Here is a 15,630-nt window from a genome sequence, read left to right as displayed (position 1 = left end):
ACAACGGGAATGATAATTACTATCATTTGATAGGGGGCCTTTTGCATGGAGCCGACGATTGCGTGTGTCCATACAAAACAACCTTAATCGACAGCCGTTGCGGCAGCGGGGTGACACCAATGAAGATCAAATATTGCACCAAAAATTTCAAAAACGGGACCAAGCCGGTATACAAGGCGATGAAGGATAAGTTCCCCGACATCAAGATGAAGAAATCCGATTGTCTCGGAAATTGCAAAACATGCAGGCATGAATGCTTTGCTGTGGTGAAATCTAAGGTGGTCAGCGCTCCGTCAGCCGAGAAGCTTTACAAGGAACTTAAAAATTTAATTGGATAAATATAGGGGTGGCGGCTTTTGCCGTCCTCCTTTTTTGTGTTAAGATAGAGGCAACTCCGAAAAAGAAGAGGTGCATAAGTGATGAATGATCAATTAGCTGAAGCATTAAACGAACAAATGAACTTTGAATTTTATTCGGCGCATGTGTATCTTGCAATGGCAGCTTACTGTTCCGGCGAAAGTTTGGACGGGTTTGCGAATTTCTTTATTATCCAGGCTGAGGAAGAGCGTTTCCATGGCATGAAAATATACAAATTCCTGAACGACCGCAATCGTCGTGCTACTTTGTCGGCTCTTCATGAGCCTAAGAACGAATATACATCCATGCTGGATGCATTTGAGCGCGCTTATGCGCATGAGCAGCAAAACACTCGCAAGTTCTACAACCTTGCTGACCTTGCGCTCAGCGAGCGTGAGCATGCGACTATCTACTTCCTCAAATGGTTCATTGATGAGCAGGTAGAAGAGGAGTCCTTGTTCGACGGCATTATTTCGAAGCTGAAGCGCATTGATAAAGACAGCAACGCATTTTACATGCTGGATGCTGAATTTGCACAGCGCACATTCACGCCTCCTGTAGAATAAGCAAACAAGAAAGAGGGATTGGCTATAGCGCCACTCCCTCTTTTTGTCTGAAAATAAGGCAGAAGCTTATTCGCCTGAGAACTGCGATAAGCCTTTTTGCTGATTAAGCTGGATGAAGGAATCAACCAGATCAGGGTCAAACTGGCTGCCGCGCTGCTCTTGAATGTAGGCGAGCGCCTGCTCCTCCGGCCATTTTTCCTTATAGGGGCGCTTGCTGGTAAGGGCGTCAAAAACATCAACGATGCTTACAATGCGCGCTTCAATGGGAATTGCTTCCCCGGCAAGCTTGTGCGGGTAGCCGGTGCCATCCCAACGTTCATGATGGTGCAAAATAATATGCTTGCTCGCCGTCAGCTCGCTCGTAAACAACTCATCATTAAATTCGCTGAAAATTTTCTCTATAATATCAACACCTATAAACGTATGCATTTCAATAATGGTGCGTTCATAATCGGCTAATGGACCAGGCTTGTACAAAATCCCCTCAGGAATGCCCGACTTTCCGATATCGTGCAAAATGCTGGCCGAGGCAATGTGGCTTAGCCGCTCCTCGTTCCATCCCAGCTGCATTCGCTCATTATGATAACACACGAGCTCCTCCGTCAGACCCCTCACCCGCACGAGATGCGATTCAATGCCCGGATCACGAATTTCACAGGAAATAGCAAGCACCTTGAGCAGTGAGCTCTGAATATGCCCAATACGCTCCTGTGGCATATAAAAACCGCTAGGCAGCTGCTCCAATTCACGGAAAACACCGATATAATACCAGTCCTCCTCTATAAGCAATGGGGTAATGGTTATAGAGGAATGCCACAGCTGTCGATTTTTGCGACGGTTAATGAACACGCCCGACCACGGCTGCTTCTTCCGCAGCGCTTCCTTCATGCTATCATGAATATGCGTGGGGGTATGGCTAGTGCGAACAATACCGGCGGTTTTACCTAAAATTTCATTGCGGCTGTAGCCAGTAATAGCTTCATAGCTCTTATTGATCTCTAATATTTGATGCTGATTATCGGTAATAATAACAGCATCACCTAACTGTAAAAAGGTTCTAAGCTGATCGTTCATCCAGTAGCCACCCCACTTATAGGCGTATATTTATTTAAAAGCGTTCAGTAAAAAAGAAGAAACGGCTGCCGGCTTGCCGCGATAATAACCAGGCGAGCTGATGTACAGCTCTTCCTTGGCACGCGTAACGGCGACATACGCGAGCCGACGTTCTTCCTCCAGTGCAGCCACAGCAACGTCATCCCCCGTCTGAATAGCGCTGCGGTCACTATTTTTGCTAGCGGACAGCGCGGAGCTGTGCGGCAAAATGCCGTCGGATGCCCCGCTGACGAACACAACGGGAAACTCCAGCCCCTTTGATTTGTGGATCGTCATAAAATGAACGGCATCAGCGCCCCGGCTAGCCAGCTTGAGCTGCCTCATTTCCTGTAGCTTCAGCGCAATTTCGTCCACGAAGGCCAAAAACTCAGCGATTGTTGCAAAACGTTTGGCGGCCGTCTCCAGCTCGTCCAGCGTTTCCTTCAATGCGTCCTTATGCTCCGTGAGCGTCTGGCTTTTATCGGCCTGAATGTAATGGTCATAAAAGCCTTCACGCAGCAGGCGAATGGCCTGCTCGGGCTTGAGCGCTGACAAGGAGCGAATGAGCCGCAGCCGCTCTTTGATTTTTTCTTGATGAAACTCCTTAATGCCAGGAAAGCGGACGAGGTGGATTAAAGGCCATTTTTTGGCCTGCTGCTTCTCCTCGTTCCAGATGAAGGCCATCGCCTGCTCCGGCTTGACATAAAGCGTCGCCAGTATACTTTGCATCGCATCAAAATGTCGGCGATCAATTGCCAGCCGCAAATGGGCAATGATCGGCTTTACGACCCATTGCTCATAAAAGGACTCGCCTCCGCCGTAATCAATAAACGGAATTTGCCGTATGACCAGTTGGTCGAAGATGGCGCGGCTGCTGCTCGCCGTACGAAACAAAATGGCAAAATCCTCATAGCAGCGCTTCCCCAGACTCTGCATCTCCGTAATTTTATTGACAATTAGCTGGGCCTCATCGTCGGTATTGCCGGGCCTTGCAAATGATGGGGAGTGACTTTGCGCCTTCGCCACCTTGAGCGACTTGGGCCGGCGCTGCTTGTTGCTGCTAATAATCACATTGCCCAGCCCGACAATGGCAGACCCGGAGCGATAGTTAATGTCGAGCACAACATTTTTGCTGGTGGGATATTGCTGTTCAAAATTCAAAATATAATCGTTGCGCGCCCCGTTAAACGAATAAATGGTCTGGTCATCGTCGCCAACGACCATCAAATTGCCATGCTGCTTAACAAGCAGCTTAATTAGCTCATATTGCACCTTATTCGTATCCTGAAACTCATCAATCATCACGTAGCGGAAGCGGCGCTGGAGCATCTCGAGCAAGCTCTGATCGGTCGTCAGCAGCCGGTAAGCGGCCAGCAGCATATCGTCATAGTCGATCAGCTGCTGCTCCAACTTCCACTGCTCATAGCATTCAAACAGAATTTTCAATTGCTTATCCTCTTCTGTTTTGGCTGGCAGCTCATGGAGCTCCAGCATTTCCAGCTTGTAGGCAGAAAATAATGCAATAAGCGTCTCCGGCTGGTACGTCTCATGCAAATTTCGTTCGCGCAGCAGTCGCTTGAAAAAAATCTGCTTCCTTCCGCTGTCGCCTAAAATCGCCTGCTTCATGCCCCGCCTGCGCAGCAGCTGCAAGCAGAAGGAATGGAAGGTTCTTGCCTCTACCGCAGCGGCAGCATGAGCAGATATGCCAGGCAGCGTGGCGATGCGCGACTTCATTTCCTCCGCTGCTTTTTTGGAAAACGTCATAAGCAGCAGCTGGGAAGCCATTACGCTGCGGACAGACAGCAAATAAGCCGTTCGGCATACGAGAACGGAGGTTTTGCCGGAGCCGGCTCCAGCGAGTGTGAGCAGCGGCCCCTCGGTATGGCGGACAGCAGCTATTTGAGCCTCGTTCAGCTCAATGCCGTGCTGCTCCAGCGAGCGGAAAAAAGCGGCATCGGCTTCCCCGCTTCTGACAAGCTGCTTGCTCGTATCAGCTGCTGCCTGATTTGCCCGCGGCATTATGTTTGTCGTTATACCGTAAGGTCTGGCGTAATATTTTGTACGTGTTTGCTCCATATGTATAATCACCTATGCTTGATTATAGCATGGCTGAATGGATTAGGATAAACTAAGTGTAGAATAACAGTGGGAGATGAGCGAAATGATCGTTCCAGCGAAAAAAGAAGATGTGCAGCAAGTCATGCCGCTTATCCATGCCGCAATCGGTGATATCGCCTATACGCTAACGGCCGCTCAAGACGAGCAGGAGGCTATGAATATACTGGCCGATTTTTATGTGGAAAAAGGCAATAGGCTCAGCTACGAGCATGTGCTTGTCGCTTGGGAAGGGGATGCCATCGCCGGCATGGCGCTCGGCTACGGCGGGGATGAAGCAGCAAAGCTGGATGCCCCGTTGCTTGCTCGGATACGTCATCAGGAGCCAAGCTATACAGACGACTATCAGATCATGACCGAGGCAAGGCCCGGCGAATATTATTTGGATTCCATTGCGGTATATCCCGCGTATCAGGGAAAGGGAATAGCGCGGGCTTTGATCAGCGCGCTTGAGCATAAGGCAAGAGAAGCGGGCTGGCCATGCGTATCGCTCATTGCGCTGGATGATAACGAGAAGGCGACGGCGCTCTATATTCGGCTGGGCTACGCCGAGGATGGAGAGCTTGAGTTGGCAGGCCATCGCTATATTCGGATGGTAAAGCAGCTGTCGCAATAATAGATTGCGAAGTGGAGAGCAAACAGGTACGATAGCCATATGGAAAATATTCCATTCATTTACTAACATGCTAGAAGCAGCTTTGGAGGCATATCAGATGAAAGACATAAGCATTCGTATCGTAGAGCCACTCGATGAAACGTTGCACCAACTCATTCAATTACTAGACGAGGAATTACTGGAGCGCTATCCGGCGGAAGAGGTGCATGGGCTTGATTTCACCGATCCTGGCATTAAAGACACTACATTTATTGTCGCCTTTTCCGGGGACAAGCCTGTAGGCTGCGGTGCCATTCGGCCGCTCGATGCCCAATATACGGAGCTGAAGCGCTTTTTCGTACGCAAAGAAAGCCGAAAGCTTGGCATTGCTGCTGCTATGCTTTCCTTTCTGGAGAATCAGGCGCAGCTGCTCGGCTTTGCGGGCATTCGTCTGGAGACGGGGCCTGAGCAGCCGGAGTCGTTGAAGTTTTATGAGAAGCATGGCTATGTATTTATCGGGAAATTTGGCGAATATGTCGATTATGAGCTGAGCATGTGCTATGAGAAGCGTTTTGGCGCATAAAGAAGGGGAGAACACGATGAATGTATTTGAAGGATGCAGCAAGCAAAACCTTGGCAAGCAGCTTTTATGGAAAAATGAGCCGAAGAGCTGGGAAGTGAATGAGCATAAACAACTAGTTGTGCAAGCACCGCCGATGGGCGATTTTTTTATTGATCCGGCAGGAGGAAATACGAAAAAGTCTGCTCCTTTTCTTTATACAATAGTTGACGGCGATTTTTATGCCGTCACTCGCGTTGCGGTCGATATGAAGCAGACGTACGATTCTGGCTGCCTGATGATAATGGTGGATGATGATCATTGGGCAAAGCTTTGCTCGGAGTTTTTTGACGATATGCCGTCCATACTCAGCGTTGTAACGCGCGGGGCCTCCGATGATTGTGTTTCCAGCGATGCCCATATCGTTCGTCCTTTTTTGCGTATTGCCCGGGCAGGCAATTGCTTTGCATTCCATTATTCGCATGATGGCGTCAAATGGAAAATGGTTCGTTATTTTGGGATGGATGCTCCCGCAGCGATTAAAGTGGGCGTCGTCGCCCAATCACCGATTGGCGAAGGCAGCGTCGCAACGTTTGATTATTTAAAAATCAGCAAAAACGTCATTGGCGACATCCGTAGCGTTAATTAAGGCCGGTTTCAGCCGCAATAGGAGCAGCAGAGAGCTGCTACTTCATGCCAATGGTGCTGAACAGGAAGGCAATGAGCTCCGTTGGGCCAGGCATGTCGGGAAAGAAAACGAGCAAAATCGCCAGAGCGGCCGTTATGGCGGTAATGATGACAGCCGTATTGATTTCCCGGCGGCTGCTCCTCCCCCCGCGAGCTTCACCATATACAATGATGGTGGAGACGAGCACAATACCTGTAATAAATAGTGCCTTCATCGCAAGCCCTCCTGCATCTTTATGCTGCATTTATTCATTGGATTGACCCGGTATCCCTTGCGGATCAGTGGATTTTCCTGTACGCAAAATGCGAGCCTCTACATGAATTGTCGTCTTTATTTTTGGAAAATCGCTTTCCCACTGCGCTTTTTTTGCCTTCCATTTGTGCGGGAAATGTTTGCGGTACGCAATCGCATAGCCAAAAAAATCCGTTTTCAGCTTCTGCTGGGCCAATTGCAACGCAGCCTCCGCTCGCTGCTTGAACTGTTCTTGAAACAAAGCCTGAATTTTTTCAACGTTTGACGGCGGCAGAAGCGACAGATCGGTTGTATTCAAGATGACATCCCCCTTTGTTTTAATGTTGAGCTGCATCGTCCAGTTTCCGTCAGCAAAGCCGGGTATAAACTCGGTGCGGATGAATTGCGGTTTGATGGTGACAGCCGCTTGTTTGTTGGCTACGTCTGGATTAACCGTCAACACAATATTTTCCAACTCATTAAGCAGCGTTAGCACGCCAAGGCTCATCGGCTCGGTCACGACGTGAATTTCCCGGTCATTGCGAATCATGGCCAGCCCAAATATATAAGGCATGGTAGCTAGCTTGCTTTGTCCTGATTCGGGCCGAGGAATTTTCAGCCTGGAAACAATAGCTGATTTGCCTAGACCCTCCAGCGATTGGGCCAAATCAAGCACCGTCACCTTTGTACCCAGCTTCATATTGCCCATTTCACGCAGCGCCTCGGCCGAGCTTCTCTCCAGTGGAGGCAGCAGGGCGAGTATATCCTGCGCTTTAGTCTCGCTAATATAAACATAGGCGTGCTCTCTGAATTGGGAGAAGCGCAGCAGAAAGTCGATATACTCGCGAATGCCGAGCCTTGCCGTCTTTTCCCCTATAACAATAGTCTCGCAATGTCCCCAGAACACGTGGCGGGATATTTTGCGCTGCAGCCGAGTCATGGCATCTGCAATATTGTTTCCTTCGGCAGTCCGTACCATCGTAACGCCGCTCGGAGAGCCTTCACTGCCGCCGGTCCCTCCGGTTGCGCTGCTGCCGCTTTGGCGCGGAATGAAAATTTGAATGGATAGATGGACTTTGCCGCTTTTGGTTCGATCTATGCCTGTTGCCAATACCATTGCCAAATCATTAATTTCCATGCGGTCCCAGCAGCCTTGCAAGAGCATCGCGCTGCATGCCGCCAGAAGCAGGAGCGCGATTTTCCGCCGCAGCTTGTGCAGCCCTCTGCTTATCATGGGGAGCCCTTCTTTTTGCGGGTCAGCTTATTTTTAAGGAGCATGAGCAGCAGAAGCAGCGTAGGCAGCACGAACAAGCTTATAATGGTATACGTGTTTCCGGATACGCTGATCAGATTGGCGATATCGCCCTGGCTTCTGGCTGACCAGTAGGCAAAAACCGTACATAGAAAGGCTAGTGGCATAACGATGGAACGATAGTGCTTCAATTTAAGCCAATCTGCGACAGTAAGCGAATAGACATACAGAAATACCGATATTTTCACAAAAATGCCTGAAATCCATAAGGCGATAACGAGCGATTCCAAATGCTGCATAAAGTCGGCAATTGTAATATAACGGGCAGCAACCATGACCGGATAAATAAAGCTGGTCGTTAAATCCCCCATTAGAAACAAGCATACGAGATTGGTGACAACCATCGTAAGGGTGACAAACAGCACGGATAGCATGCTTTTGCGCATCGCCTTCTCCCTATCGTTCACAAAGGGAAGCAGAAACGCGATCAAAATATATTCGCTGAACCAGGCGGCTGGCGCCAGCGCACCTTTAATGGAGGGAGCTAGTCCATTTTCAGCAATCGGGAGCAGCTCCGATGGATGAAGCTCCCCAATCAGCAATACAAATATAAAGGCCGAGAGAAATATAAATATAGCTGTGAAAATTTGAGAGGTTCTCCCGATGACCTCGATGCCGATCCGCACATTAATGGCGCATACGAGCACCATTGATCCGGTTACTACGAACTGCGGCGTCATTGGCAGTGCATTGCTTATAATAAACTCGCCATATTGGCGAATAATGATGCCGGTTAAATGGGCCAAATAAAAAATATAATACAAGCCAACCAGAAAACCTGGAACTGCTCCAAGCAGGCTGAAGCTCGTTCGTATCAGGGTGCTGTCTGGCTTCAGCCGATTGAGCTTGACTGCGACCCATACAGTCAGCATGCCAAACAAGCCCGCCCAAAGCGGAGAGAGCCACATATCCTGATGGGCATGAGTCATCGTAATGCTGGGTACAGACAAAAACGATGTAGCAAGGATCGACGGATAAAGCAAAATAGCCATTTGAGACGATGATATTTTTCCAGTTTCAATCATTGGAGCTTCAGCCCCCCTCCGTTAATATTTTTGTCAGGCCTTGAAATGAGAAGGCTAGCTTTTGTTCCCGCTTCGACTGCTGCGTCTAGGATGTCCTTGTTTGCGGGCATCGTTCATCCATGCGGGAGCACGCCAGATGACATCGCGAATGGCCCCAATTGATGCTGGCGTAACGGGTGACAGATAGGGAACGCCGAAGGAACGCAGACTCGATAAATGGATGACGATTAAAATCAGCCCCAGCATCATGCCGATCAGCCCGAGCGTGCCCGCCATCAGCATAATGGGAAACCGCAGCAGACGAGAGGCAATGCCTGCTGCATATCGCGGAATCATAAACGAGGCGATGCCCGTTGTCGCGACAACAATGACCATAGGTGCGGAGACGATGCCTGCCGAAGTAGCGGCTTGGCCGATGATCAGTGCCCCCACGATGCTGACGGCCGCACCAACCTGCCTCGGCAGCCGCACCCCGGCCTCACGCAGCGCTTCAAAGGCAATTTCCATAATTAGCGCCTCGACGAGTGCTGGAAAAGGAATCTCCTCCCGCGCCTTGGCGATGCTAAGCAGCAGCACCGTTGGAATCATTTCCTGATGATAGGTCGTAATCGCGACATAGACTGATGGAAGAAGCAGTGACAGCAGGAAAAATACATAGCGCAGCCAGCGTACAAAAGTACTCATAATAAAGTGCTGATAATAGTCCTCGACAGACTGCAGATTGGAAAACAAGGTGACGGGCGCGATGAGGGCAAAGGGTGTCCCATCAATCAAGATGGCGAATCGCCCTTCAAGCAAATTTGCGCATACAACGTCTGGCCTCTCGGTAGCGAGCATTTGCGGAAATGGCGAATAAGGCGAATCGGAAATCCATTCCTCAATATATTCGCTTTCCAAAATACCATCGCTGTCAATAGTGGCAAGCCGCTTCAGCGCCTCATCGACGGTAGCGGGATTTGCTGCTCCCTCCAAATAGAGAATACCGATATTGGTTCGCGTATATTCACCAATGGTCATCGTGAGCAGCTTCATCTTCGGACTTTTCATTTTGCGGCGCAGCAGCGACATATTAATGGACAGCACTTCATTAAACGATTCGCGGGGGCCGCGAACGGTAGATTCCGCCGAAGGCTCCTCAATACTGCGATGCTCGATTTTCTGCAATCCAAATGATAATGCTTCCTCGCTTCCTTCGATAAAAAGCAGCGGCATGCCGCTGCTGATGACATCGATAGCGTCTTCCAGCGTGCGTATCGTATTGGCGGCGGCGACGGGCAGCAGGCTCAGCAGCTGTGCGGGAGTTGCAGCAGTCAAGCTGCCTGCATGGCTCGCAAGCGGGCGCAAAACGAAGAGATTCAGCTGCTCGTGATCGCACATGCTGATATGAAACACGAGCATGGCGTCCGCGAGCTCGCCGATTCGCAAGGAATGGAAGGATAGGTCATCGCAGTCGGCATACACACGGCGCAGCTCTGCCATATTTTCATCTAATTGATGGGAAAGAGGCTGCTGCTTTTTAGACGAGTGCTCGTCTGGCTGCTGCCAATCTGCCTTTGCTGTTTTGTGCCTCCAATTACTGCGTTTGAATCCAGGCATGGCAGTCCCTCGCTTCCAGATGATAGAACAACTTCTTGTCTTTAGCTTTACCAGCGTGCTGCTTTCCTATGTAAGGAAGTAGATATTTTCAGAAGCGGCGAATGATTATGTCCGGGTGTTGAAAAAAAAACGTGTTTGAATTATAATTGATAATGATAATCATTATATATGAATGAACGAGCATTCAGCTGAGCCAATAGGCCGGGAAGGTGGGAAATGATAAAGCATATGAGAAACGCGATACGGATGGGTTTTCAGGAAGAGGAAGCACACTTTAGGAATAGCACCGAATCTGTTGCAGGAGGAAGAAGCAAGCTTGGACAGACGGTTGAATATATGAAACGTCATTATCAAAAACCGATTACAAGGGATATGCTGGCCAGCATGGTTGGCATTACGCCGGAGCATTATTCCCGCGCCTTCAAGAAGCATATGGGCATCAGCCCCATTGATTATTTGATTGCGATTCGCATTGACCGAGCTAAGGGACTATTGAAGGAGACGAATGCGACGGTGCGCAGCATCGCTCGTCAGGTTGGCTACGAGGACCCGTATTATTTCAGCCGCCGCTTCAAGCAGGAGGTCGGTGTAGCCCCTTCCGCTTATGCGGTGCCTGGGTATAGTGCGGGATTGTAAATAAAGGATGAAGCATGTCGGAGCTTAATAGCTCCGGCATGTTTTTTTATACTGGATATTAAGAGGCAGCAGGTTTAGACTGAATGGATAGCGATAATGAGAGACAAGTTTAATTAATTAGTAGACAGGAGGAATTAAAATGGATTTGGGTTTGCAAGGGAAACGTGCCATTGTAACGGGAGGAAGCAAAGGAATTGGACTTGCCACCGCGCTCCGGCTGGCGGCTGAGGGAGCGGAGGTGGCGATCGTTGCCAGACAGGAGGGGCCGCTGCAAGAAGCAGCGGAACGGATTGAGCAGGCGACAGGCAAAAAGCCGCTCGTCATCTCCGCCGATGTATCGGTCGAGGCCGAGGTTCAGCGTGCCGTTGCCGAGGTGGTCCAGCAGCTTGGCGGGATGGACATTGTTGTAAACAATGCGGGGACCTCAGCAGCGCTGCCCTTCGATAAGGTAGAGCCTGATGCGTGGGCAGCCGATCTTGACCTCAAGCTGTATGCGGCTATTCATTTCACGCGTGCGGCGCTTCCCCATCTCCGTGAGGCGGGGGGCGGCGCCATCGTAAATGTAACGGCTATCGGCGGCAAGACGCCGGCAGGCTCCTCGCTGCCCACTTCGGTAAGCCGCGCAGCTGGCCTTGCGCTGACGAAAGCGATGAGCAAGGATTTGGCTGGCGATGGCATTCGTGTGAATGCGGTCTGCATCGGTCTTATTCGCAGTGATCAAATAGAGCGCATGTGGAAACAAAGCGCTTCTGAGCTATCGTGGGAAGAGTTTGCGGCAAGCCCGAGGCATGATATACCGCTTGGACGTATCGGCAACCCGGAGGAAGCGGCGAATGTCATCGCTTTTCTCGTCTCGGAGGCGGCCTCCTTCGTTACGGGAACTTCAGTCAATATTGACGGCGGCAAGGCAGCGGTGCTGTAGCTCCATTTAAAAAATAAACCCGGCCGCAGCAATCATCTCGCCTCATACAAGTAGAGCAGCTAGCTGCGACATCGTTCTTCGCAGCTAGCTGCTTAAAACATCCGCTGCCGCAGCAATTGTCTGGTTGCGGCCCGCATTTTTGGCTTTATACAGCGCTTGATCCGCTTTATGGAGCAGCTCCTCAGGGCTGGTGCCATGCATTGGATATTGCGCGACTCCCTGTGAGATCGTTACGCGTCCTACAACCGGATCTACTCCCTCCGCCACCGCCATTCGCAGCTGCTCGGCAACTAGGTAAGCTTCCTCCAGCTCCGTTTGCTGAAGTAAAATAACAAGCTCCTCCCCACCATAGCGGTAGCCAATATCTTCTGGCCGAAGGGCATGAATGACGGTATGCGCCAGCTGCTTAAGCACAGCATCGCCTGCTTGATGGCCATACTTATCGTTGACTTGCTTGAAACGGTCAATATCTATAATGATAATGGAGAAGGGCAGCTTCTCTTCTATCCATAACGTCAAAAATTTAATTAAGGTGCGCCTGTTCATGAGTCCTGTCAGAGGGTCCGTTTCCGCATCCTTCGTTAATTGATGATGCTGGGCCTGAATAAGTGATCCTGCATGAATCGTTGATTTGATCAGCAGATCGGTTTCCCTGATCCAGTGGTTTTTGCGCCAGGAGCTGAGCTCTTCGGGGGCCCCAAGCTGACTGACAAACTGCGAAAGCCTTAGAAATGGATTGGCAATGCTTCGCGCCAATATAACGACAGCGAATACAAGCAGCAGCAGCGGTATGGCGACGGTGACGGCAACATTTTTGAAATGATAAAAGAGCTGGTCCTTTATGCTTTGCACAGGAGTTGCTACTACGATACCCCAGCCATTTTCCTTGACGCTGGCATAGCCGACGAGCAGCTCGCTGTTGTTCATAGTGGTGATGGTTTCGCTGCCGCTTTGCCTAGCCATCAGTTTTTTCACAATTATGTTTTCGCGGATGTTTTTGCCCACGAGCATAGGGTCAGGATGAAACAACAGATTGCCCTGTTGATCCACAATATAAAAATAAGATTCCAAAAAATCATTCGTATTTTTCTCGAAAATCGTACTCATAACATTATTTTTCTTCAAATAAATGCTGCCGCCAATAAATCCCTTGTATTGCTGTTTTTTATCATACAGCGGCTCGCTTACCATAATAAATAAATTGCCCGTTCGTTCATCGAAAAAAGGGTCTGATATGCTGGAACGCCGCGATGCTAGTGCTTGTTTCAAGGATTCCGACGTAATCGGCTCGTTTATCAAGTAATTTATTTCCTTAGTAGCTCCTCTAATGATCCCATATTTATCTACAACTACGATAGAATTAAAAAAATTACTGCTCTGCTTCATTAGGTTTAAATCCTCATTCATCCGTTGGATTTGATCAGGCCCGTCCCACATGCCCGCCTGCTCTCGGTGCACACTGTATCTCAGGCTTAATCGTATAGTCTTAGTCAGGGCGTCCAGCGTATCGCTCATTTTGCTCGCTTTGGAGAAGTTGGTGGAGAGGGCCGTTCGTTCCATTAATTGCTTGCTCGATTGGAAGGCTGAAAACATCACGAGGATAATCGTAACGAGGACGCACAAAGAAACGAGTCCGCTAAGTACGGTTGCCAAGCTGATTTTTCCCTGCTTATACGCTGGATGTGGAGCTTTCATCGCAATGACTTCCTTTCGTTTCGCGTGAAGTGTGTCAACGGAAAACGGTGTATAATGAATGGGGGAGCCTGATTTATTTAGATTCTGAAAGGAAGAGAAGACGGGAGATATAGCTTGTACTGTTACAGGCGAGCTTATGATTTATATTATACAGCCTGCAAGGCGATTCAGACAGTAGCTGTGCTAAAGAAAACGATACTTGCTGCTGTAATCTGCGGGCTGTGCAAAGTTAGGAAGCTTGCTTTTTTAATATATCTATAATAAAATTAAGATGATAATGATTATAAATTGAGAAATGACAAGCCGCATGCAAAGGAGGCTCATGAGCGATGAGTGAACTGGAAAATCATATAGATAGAATCAACCAGCAGCTGAAAGCGAAGGGCTACAAGCTGACGCATCAGCGCGCAATGACTTTAAGAGTGTTGCTGGAGAACCAGCAGGACCATCTCAGCGCAGAGGACGTATATATGATGGTCAAGAAGTCCTACCCGGAAATTGGGCTGGCGACCGTTTACAGGACGCTCGAGCTGCTGACTGAGCTGCATATTGTAGAAAAAATGAACTTTGGCGATGGCGTTGCCCGCTTTGACTTGCGCGACGACAACCAAGAGCATATGCATCATCATCTGATTTGTGCCAAGTGCGGCATGCTAAAGGAAATTCAAGAGGATTGGCTGCTTGAGCTGGAGCAGCGCGTACAGCGCGAGTTCGGCTTCACCGTTACCGACCACCGATTAGATTTCACCGGCATGTTTCAAGGCTGCAATACCGAAAATTGCAAGCGAGGCAAAGATACGAAAGCTAGTTAATGGTTAATTTTATGGAGAAATGCAGGCCTATAAGCCAGCAAGTGGCTTGAAAAACGCTGAATCCACCAAACAACGGGGATTCAGCGTTTTTTTTACGGCATATTATTATTTGGTATTGATAATAAGGCTTGGTAAACCGTTATATAAGTATAGGACTTACGGCTTAAACTACCAGTTAAGAAGGTGACAAAACATGAAGACGATATTGGTAGATAACGTGCCTCTAACGCTTAAGCTTCTGGAAAAGGAGCTGGGCAAAACTAGTGGCATTGATATAGTGGGAAGCTTCTCTAATCCTGAGCTTGCGTTTCAGCATATTTTAGCCGAACCTCCGATCGCCTTATTTTTAGATATCGATACGCAGGAGCTTGGCGCAATACAGCTTGCTGAGCAAGTGCTGGAGCAATTTCCGGAAATGATGCTTGTTTTCCTAACGGAGCAAGAGAAATATGCGGTGAAAGCATTTGAGCTTAGCGCTCATGACTATATTATGAAGCCCTTCAACCATGAGAGGCTATGCATAACGGTTGAGCGGCTATTAAAGCGGGCCAGAATTGCTCCTCCTGCTGCACAGCTGGCATCTGGCCCAGCTAAAATGATCCATTGCTTTCGATCACTGCGTATTGGGACGCAGGGCGATGAGAGCGCAACGCTCAAATGGAAAACCTTGAAGGCGCAGGAGCTTTTCGCCTATTTGCTGGAGCATCGCGGGAAGCTGAACCGCAAAGAAGATTTGCTTGATCACCTGTGGCCGGAAATCGAATGGCGGAAAGGCACCGCCCAGCTGTATACGGCGATTTATCAAATTCGGCGCATTATGCACAACGAGGGTGTGGACATTCGGATCGTTAACCGTGATGAAGGCTACACGCTGGATTTGAATGGCGTGCTTCTGGATACGGAGGAGTGGGAGCGGAAAATTAAGAGAATCCCTCCGCTAACGGATGAAACGTTAGAGCAGCATCAGCAGATGCTGGAAATGTACCCTGGTGACTATTTGCAGGAGTATGGGTATGAATGGGCCGAAACGGAGCGTCGTCGGCTGCGCACCTTATGGCTGCGTCATGCCCAGCGTATTGCCCAGCATTATGATTCGATTGGCAATGAGGCAAAGGCAGTCCAGCAATATTTGCTCATTCAAAAACAGCTGCCCACCGAGGAGCAGATTTATTTTGAGCTGATGCGTTTGTATGACCGGATGAATGAACGGTTTGCTGTACAGCGGCAATACGATCAGCTGGTGCACATGCTAAGGCAGGAGTTTGATGCCGAGCCGCTGACGCAGGTACAGCAATGGTACGAGCAATGGCAATACAAGCTCAGCCAACGTTTTTCCGCGCAATAAGCGAGCTACAAGGGCAGAGCTGTGTTAGTCTATGCGAGCATTTTTGCAACATTTATTATAATGGATTAAATTTACTGAAAATTT

16 protein-coding genes are annotated in these 15,630 nt (G+C 49.2%); 9 read left to right on the top strand and 7 right to left on the bottom strand.

What is annotated here, in order from left to right:
• Positions 1-41 precede the first annotated feature (41 nt).
• Positions 42-338 carry a DUF1450 domain-containing protein gene (locus tag V5J77_RS20085; RefSeq protein WP_338552610.1) on the top strand — a complete coding sequence of 99 codons (297 nt, stop codon included), beginning with the start codon at positions 42-44 and terminating at the stop codon, positions 336-338.
• An 81-nt stretch (positions 339-419) separates the two neighbouring features.
• Positions 420-923, top strand: coding sequence for a ferritin (locus tag V5J77_RS20080; protein ID WP_338552609.1), 504 nt, complete (start codon positions 420-422; stop codon positions 921-923).
• A 66-nt stretch (positions 924-989) separates the two neighbouring features.
• On the opposite strand, the gene V5J77_RS20075 is transcribed toward V5J77_RS20080, so the two are convergent.
• Together V5J77_RS20075 and V5J77_RS20070 are read right to left on the bottom strand one after the other, a co-directional pair.
• A complete protein-coding gene (locus V5J77_RS20075) occupies positions 990-1,997 on the bottom strand; it encodes an HD domain-containing phosphohydrolase (RefSeq protein ID WP_338552608.1) in 1,008 nt (335 codons plus the stop codon).
• A gap of 30 nt (positions 1,998-2,027) precedes the next feature.
• The gene (locus tag V5J77_RS20070) at positions 2,028-4,091 is read right to left on the bottom strand and encodes an ATP-dependent helicase (protein ID WP_338552607.1); all 2,064 of its coding nucleotides are present in this window, start codon (positions 4,089-4,091) and stop codon (positions 2,028-2,030) included.
• 85 nt (positions 4,092-4,176) lie between these two features.
• Here V5J77_RS20070 and V5J77_RS20065 point away from each other — a divergent pair, with 85 nt between their 5' ends.
• From V5J77_RS20065 to V5J77_RS20055, 3 genes are all read left to right on the top strand, one after another.
• Positions 4,177-4,746: a GNAT family N-acetyltransferase gene (locus V5J77_RS20065; protein WP_338552606.1), complete on the top strand. Its 570-nt coding sequence runs from the start codon at positions 4,177-4,179 to the stop codon at positions 4,744-4,746.
• 97 nt (positions 4,747-4,843) lie between these two features.
• Positions 4,844-5,308, top strand: a complete 465-nt coding sequence (locus V5J77_RS20060) for a GNAT family N-acetyltransferase (protein WP_338552605.1) — start codon at positions 4,844-4,846, stop codon at positions 5,306-5,308.
• 16 nt (positions 5,309-5,324) lie between these two features.
• Entirely contained in the window at positions 5,325-5,933 is a 609-nt protein-coding gene (locus V5J77_RS20055; RefSeq protein WP_338552604.1) for a DUF1349 domain-containing protein, read from the top strand.
• 37 nt (positions 5,934-5,970) lie between these two features.
• Here the strand turns inward: V5J77_RS20055 and V5J77_RS20050 are convergent, their stop codons facing one another.
• The 4 genes from V5J77_RS20050 to V5J77_RS20035 are packed head-to-tail and all read right to left on the bottom strand — an operon-like array spanning position 5,971 to position 10,136.
• On the bottom strand, positions 5,971-6,186 hold the full coding sequence (locus V5J77_RS20050) for a hypothetical protein (RefSeq protein WP_338552603.1): 216 nt from the start codon (positions 6,184-6,186) through the stop codon (positions 5,971-5,973).
• Positions 6,187-6,216: 30 nt separating this feature from the next.
• Positions 6,217-7,437: a Ger(x)C family spore germination protein gene (locus V5J77_RS20045; protein ID WP_338552602.1), complete on the bottom strand. Its 1,221-nt coding sequence runs from the start codon at positions 7,435-7,437 to the stop codon at positions 6,217-6,219.
• Positions 7,434-8,540, bottom strand: coding sequence for an endospore germination permease (locus tag V5J77_RS20040; protein ID WP_338552601.1), 1,107 nt, complete (start codon positions 8,538-8,540; stop codon positions 7,434-7,436). Before V5J77_RS20040 ends, V5J77_RS20045 begins: the two co-directional genes overlap by 4 nt.
• Positions 8,541-8,594: 54 nt before the next feature.
• Positions 8,595-10,136: a spore germination protein gene (locus tag V5J77_RS20035; protein ID WP_338552600.1), complete on the bottom strand. Its 1,542-nt coding sequence runs from the start codon at positions 10,134-10,136 to the stop codon at positions 8,595-8,597.
• Positions 10,137-10,352: 216 nt separating this feature from the next.
• On the opposite strand from V5J77_RS20035, the gene V5J77_RS20030 reads away from it, so the two are divergent.
• Both V5J77_RS20030 and V5J77_RS20025 read left to right on the top strand, forming a co-directional pair.
• Positions 10,353-10,772 (top strand): AraC family transcriptional regulator, encoded by a 420-nt coding sequence (locus V5J77_RS20030; protein ID WP_338552599.1) that lies wholly within the window; start codon positions 10,353-10,355, stop codon positions 10,770-10,772.
• Positions 10,773-10,911: 139 nt separating this feature from the next.
• On the top strand, positions 10,912-11,694 hold the full coding sequence (locus V5J77_RS20025; protein WP_338552598.1) for an SDR family oxidoreductase: 783 nt from the start codon (positions 10,912-10,914) through the stop codon (positions 11,692-11,694).
• A gap of 84 nt (positions 11,695-11,778) precedes the next feature.
• Here the strand turns inward: V5J77_RS20025 and V5J77_RS20020 are convergent, their stop codons facing one another.
• Complete coding sequence (locus tag V5J77_RS20020) at positions 11,779-13,389, bottom strand: sensor domain-containing diguanylate cyclase (RefSeq protein WP_338552597.1); 1,611 nt, start codon at positions 13,387-13,389, stop codon at positions 11,779-11,781.
• Positions 13,390-13,718: 329 nt separating this feature from the next.
• On the opposite strand from V5J77_RS20020, the gene V5J77_RS20015 reads away from it, so the two are divergent.
• Positions 13,719-14,201, top strand: coding sequence for a Fur family transcriptional regulator (locus tag V5J77_RS20015; protein ID WP_338552596.1), 483 nt, complete (start codon positions 13,719-13,721; stop codon positions 14,199-14,201).
• Positions 14,202-14,394: 193 nt separating this feature from the next.
• The gene (locus V5J77_RS20010; RefSeq protein WP_338552595.1) at positions 14,395-15,546 is read left to right on the top strand and encodes a response regulator; all 1,152 of its coding nucleotides are present in this window, start codon (positions 14,395-14,397) and stop codon (positions 15,544-15,546) included.
• Positions 15,547-15,630: the final 84 nt, after the last annotated feature.

It is taken from the genome of Paenibacillus sp. KS-LC4 (genome assembly GCF_036894955.1).
Classification (GTDB): Bacteria; Bacillota; Bacilli; order Paenibacillales; family Paenibacillaceae; genus Pristimantibacillus.
This window is presented reverse-complemented; position numbering and strand designations above follow the sequence as displayed.

Excerpts from the sequence above, each read along its gene's own strand:
- V5J77_RS20065 (WP_338552606.1), top strand. The coding sequence starts at position 4,177 with ATGATCGTTCCAGCGAAAAAAGAAGATGTGCAGCAAGTCATGCCGCTT.
- V5J77_RS20035 (WP_338552600.1), bottom strand. The coding sequence starts at position 10,136 with ATGCCTGGATTCAAACGCAGTAATTGGAGGCACAAAACAGCAAAGGCA.
- V5J77_RS20020 (WP_338552597.1), bottom strand. The coding sequence starts at position 13,389 with ATGAAAGCTCCACATCCAGCGTATAAGCAGGGAAAAATCAGCTTGGCA.
- V5J77_RS20040 (WP_338552601.1), bottom strand. The coding sequence starts at position 8,540 with ATGATTGAAACTGGAAAAATATCATCGTCTCAAATGGCTATTTTGCTT.
- V5J77_RS20030 (WP_338552599.1), top strand. The coding sequence starts at position 10,353 with ATGATAAAGCATATGAGAAACGCGATACGGATGGGTTTTCAGGAAGAG.
- V5J77_RS20075 (WP_338552608.1), bottom strand. The coding sequence starts at position 1,997 with ATGAACGATCAGCTTAGAACCTTTTTACAGTTAGGTGATGCTGTTATT.
- V5J77_RS20025 (WP_338552598.1), top strand. The coding sequence starts at position 10,912 with ATGGATTTGGGTTTGCAAGGGAAACGTGCCATTGTAACGGGAGGAAGC.
- V5J77_RS20055 (WP_338552604.1), top strand. The coding sequence starts at position 5,325 with ATGAATGTATTTGAAGGATGCAGCAAGCAAAACCTTGGCAAGCAGCTT.
- V5J77_RS20015 (WP_338552596.1), top strand. The coding sequence starts at position 13,719 with ATGAGTGAACTGGAAAATCATATAGATAGAATCAACCAGCAGCTGAAA.
- V5J77_RS20060 (WP_338552605.1), top strand. The coding sequence starts at position 4,844 with ATGAAAGACATAAGCATTCGTATCGTAGAGCCACTCGATGAAACGTTG.
- V5J77_RS20080 (WP_338552609.1), top strand. The coding sequence starts at position 420 with ATGAATGATCAATTAGCTGAAGCATTAAACGAACAAATGAACTTTGAA.
- V5J77_RS20045 (WP_338552602.1), bottom strand. The coding sequence starts at position 7,437 with ATGATAAGCAGAGGGCTGCACAAGCTGCGGCGGAAAATCGCGCTCCTG.
- V5J77_RS20070 (WP_338552607.1), bottom strand. The coding sequence starts at position 4,091 with ATGGAGCAAACACGTACAAAATATTACGCCAGACCTTACGGTATAACG.
- V5J77_RS20010 (WP_338552595.1), top strand. The coding sequence starts at position 14,395 with ATGAAGACGATATTGGTAGATAACGTGCCTCTAACGCTTAAGCTTCTG.
- V5J77_RS20050 (WP_338552603.1), bottom strand. The coding sequence starts at position 6,186 with ATGAAGGCACTATTTATTACAGGTATTGTGCTCGTCTCCACCATCATT.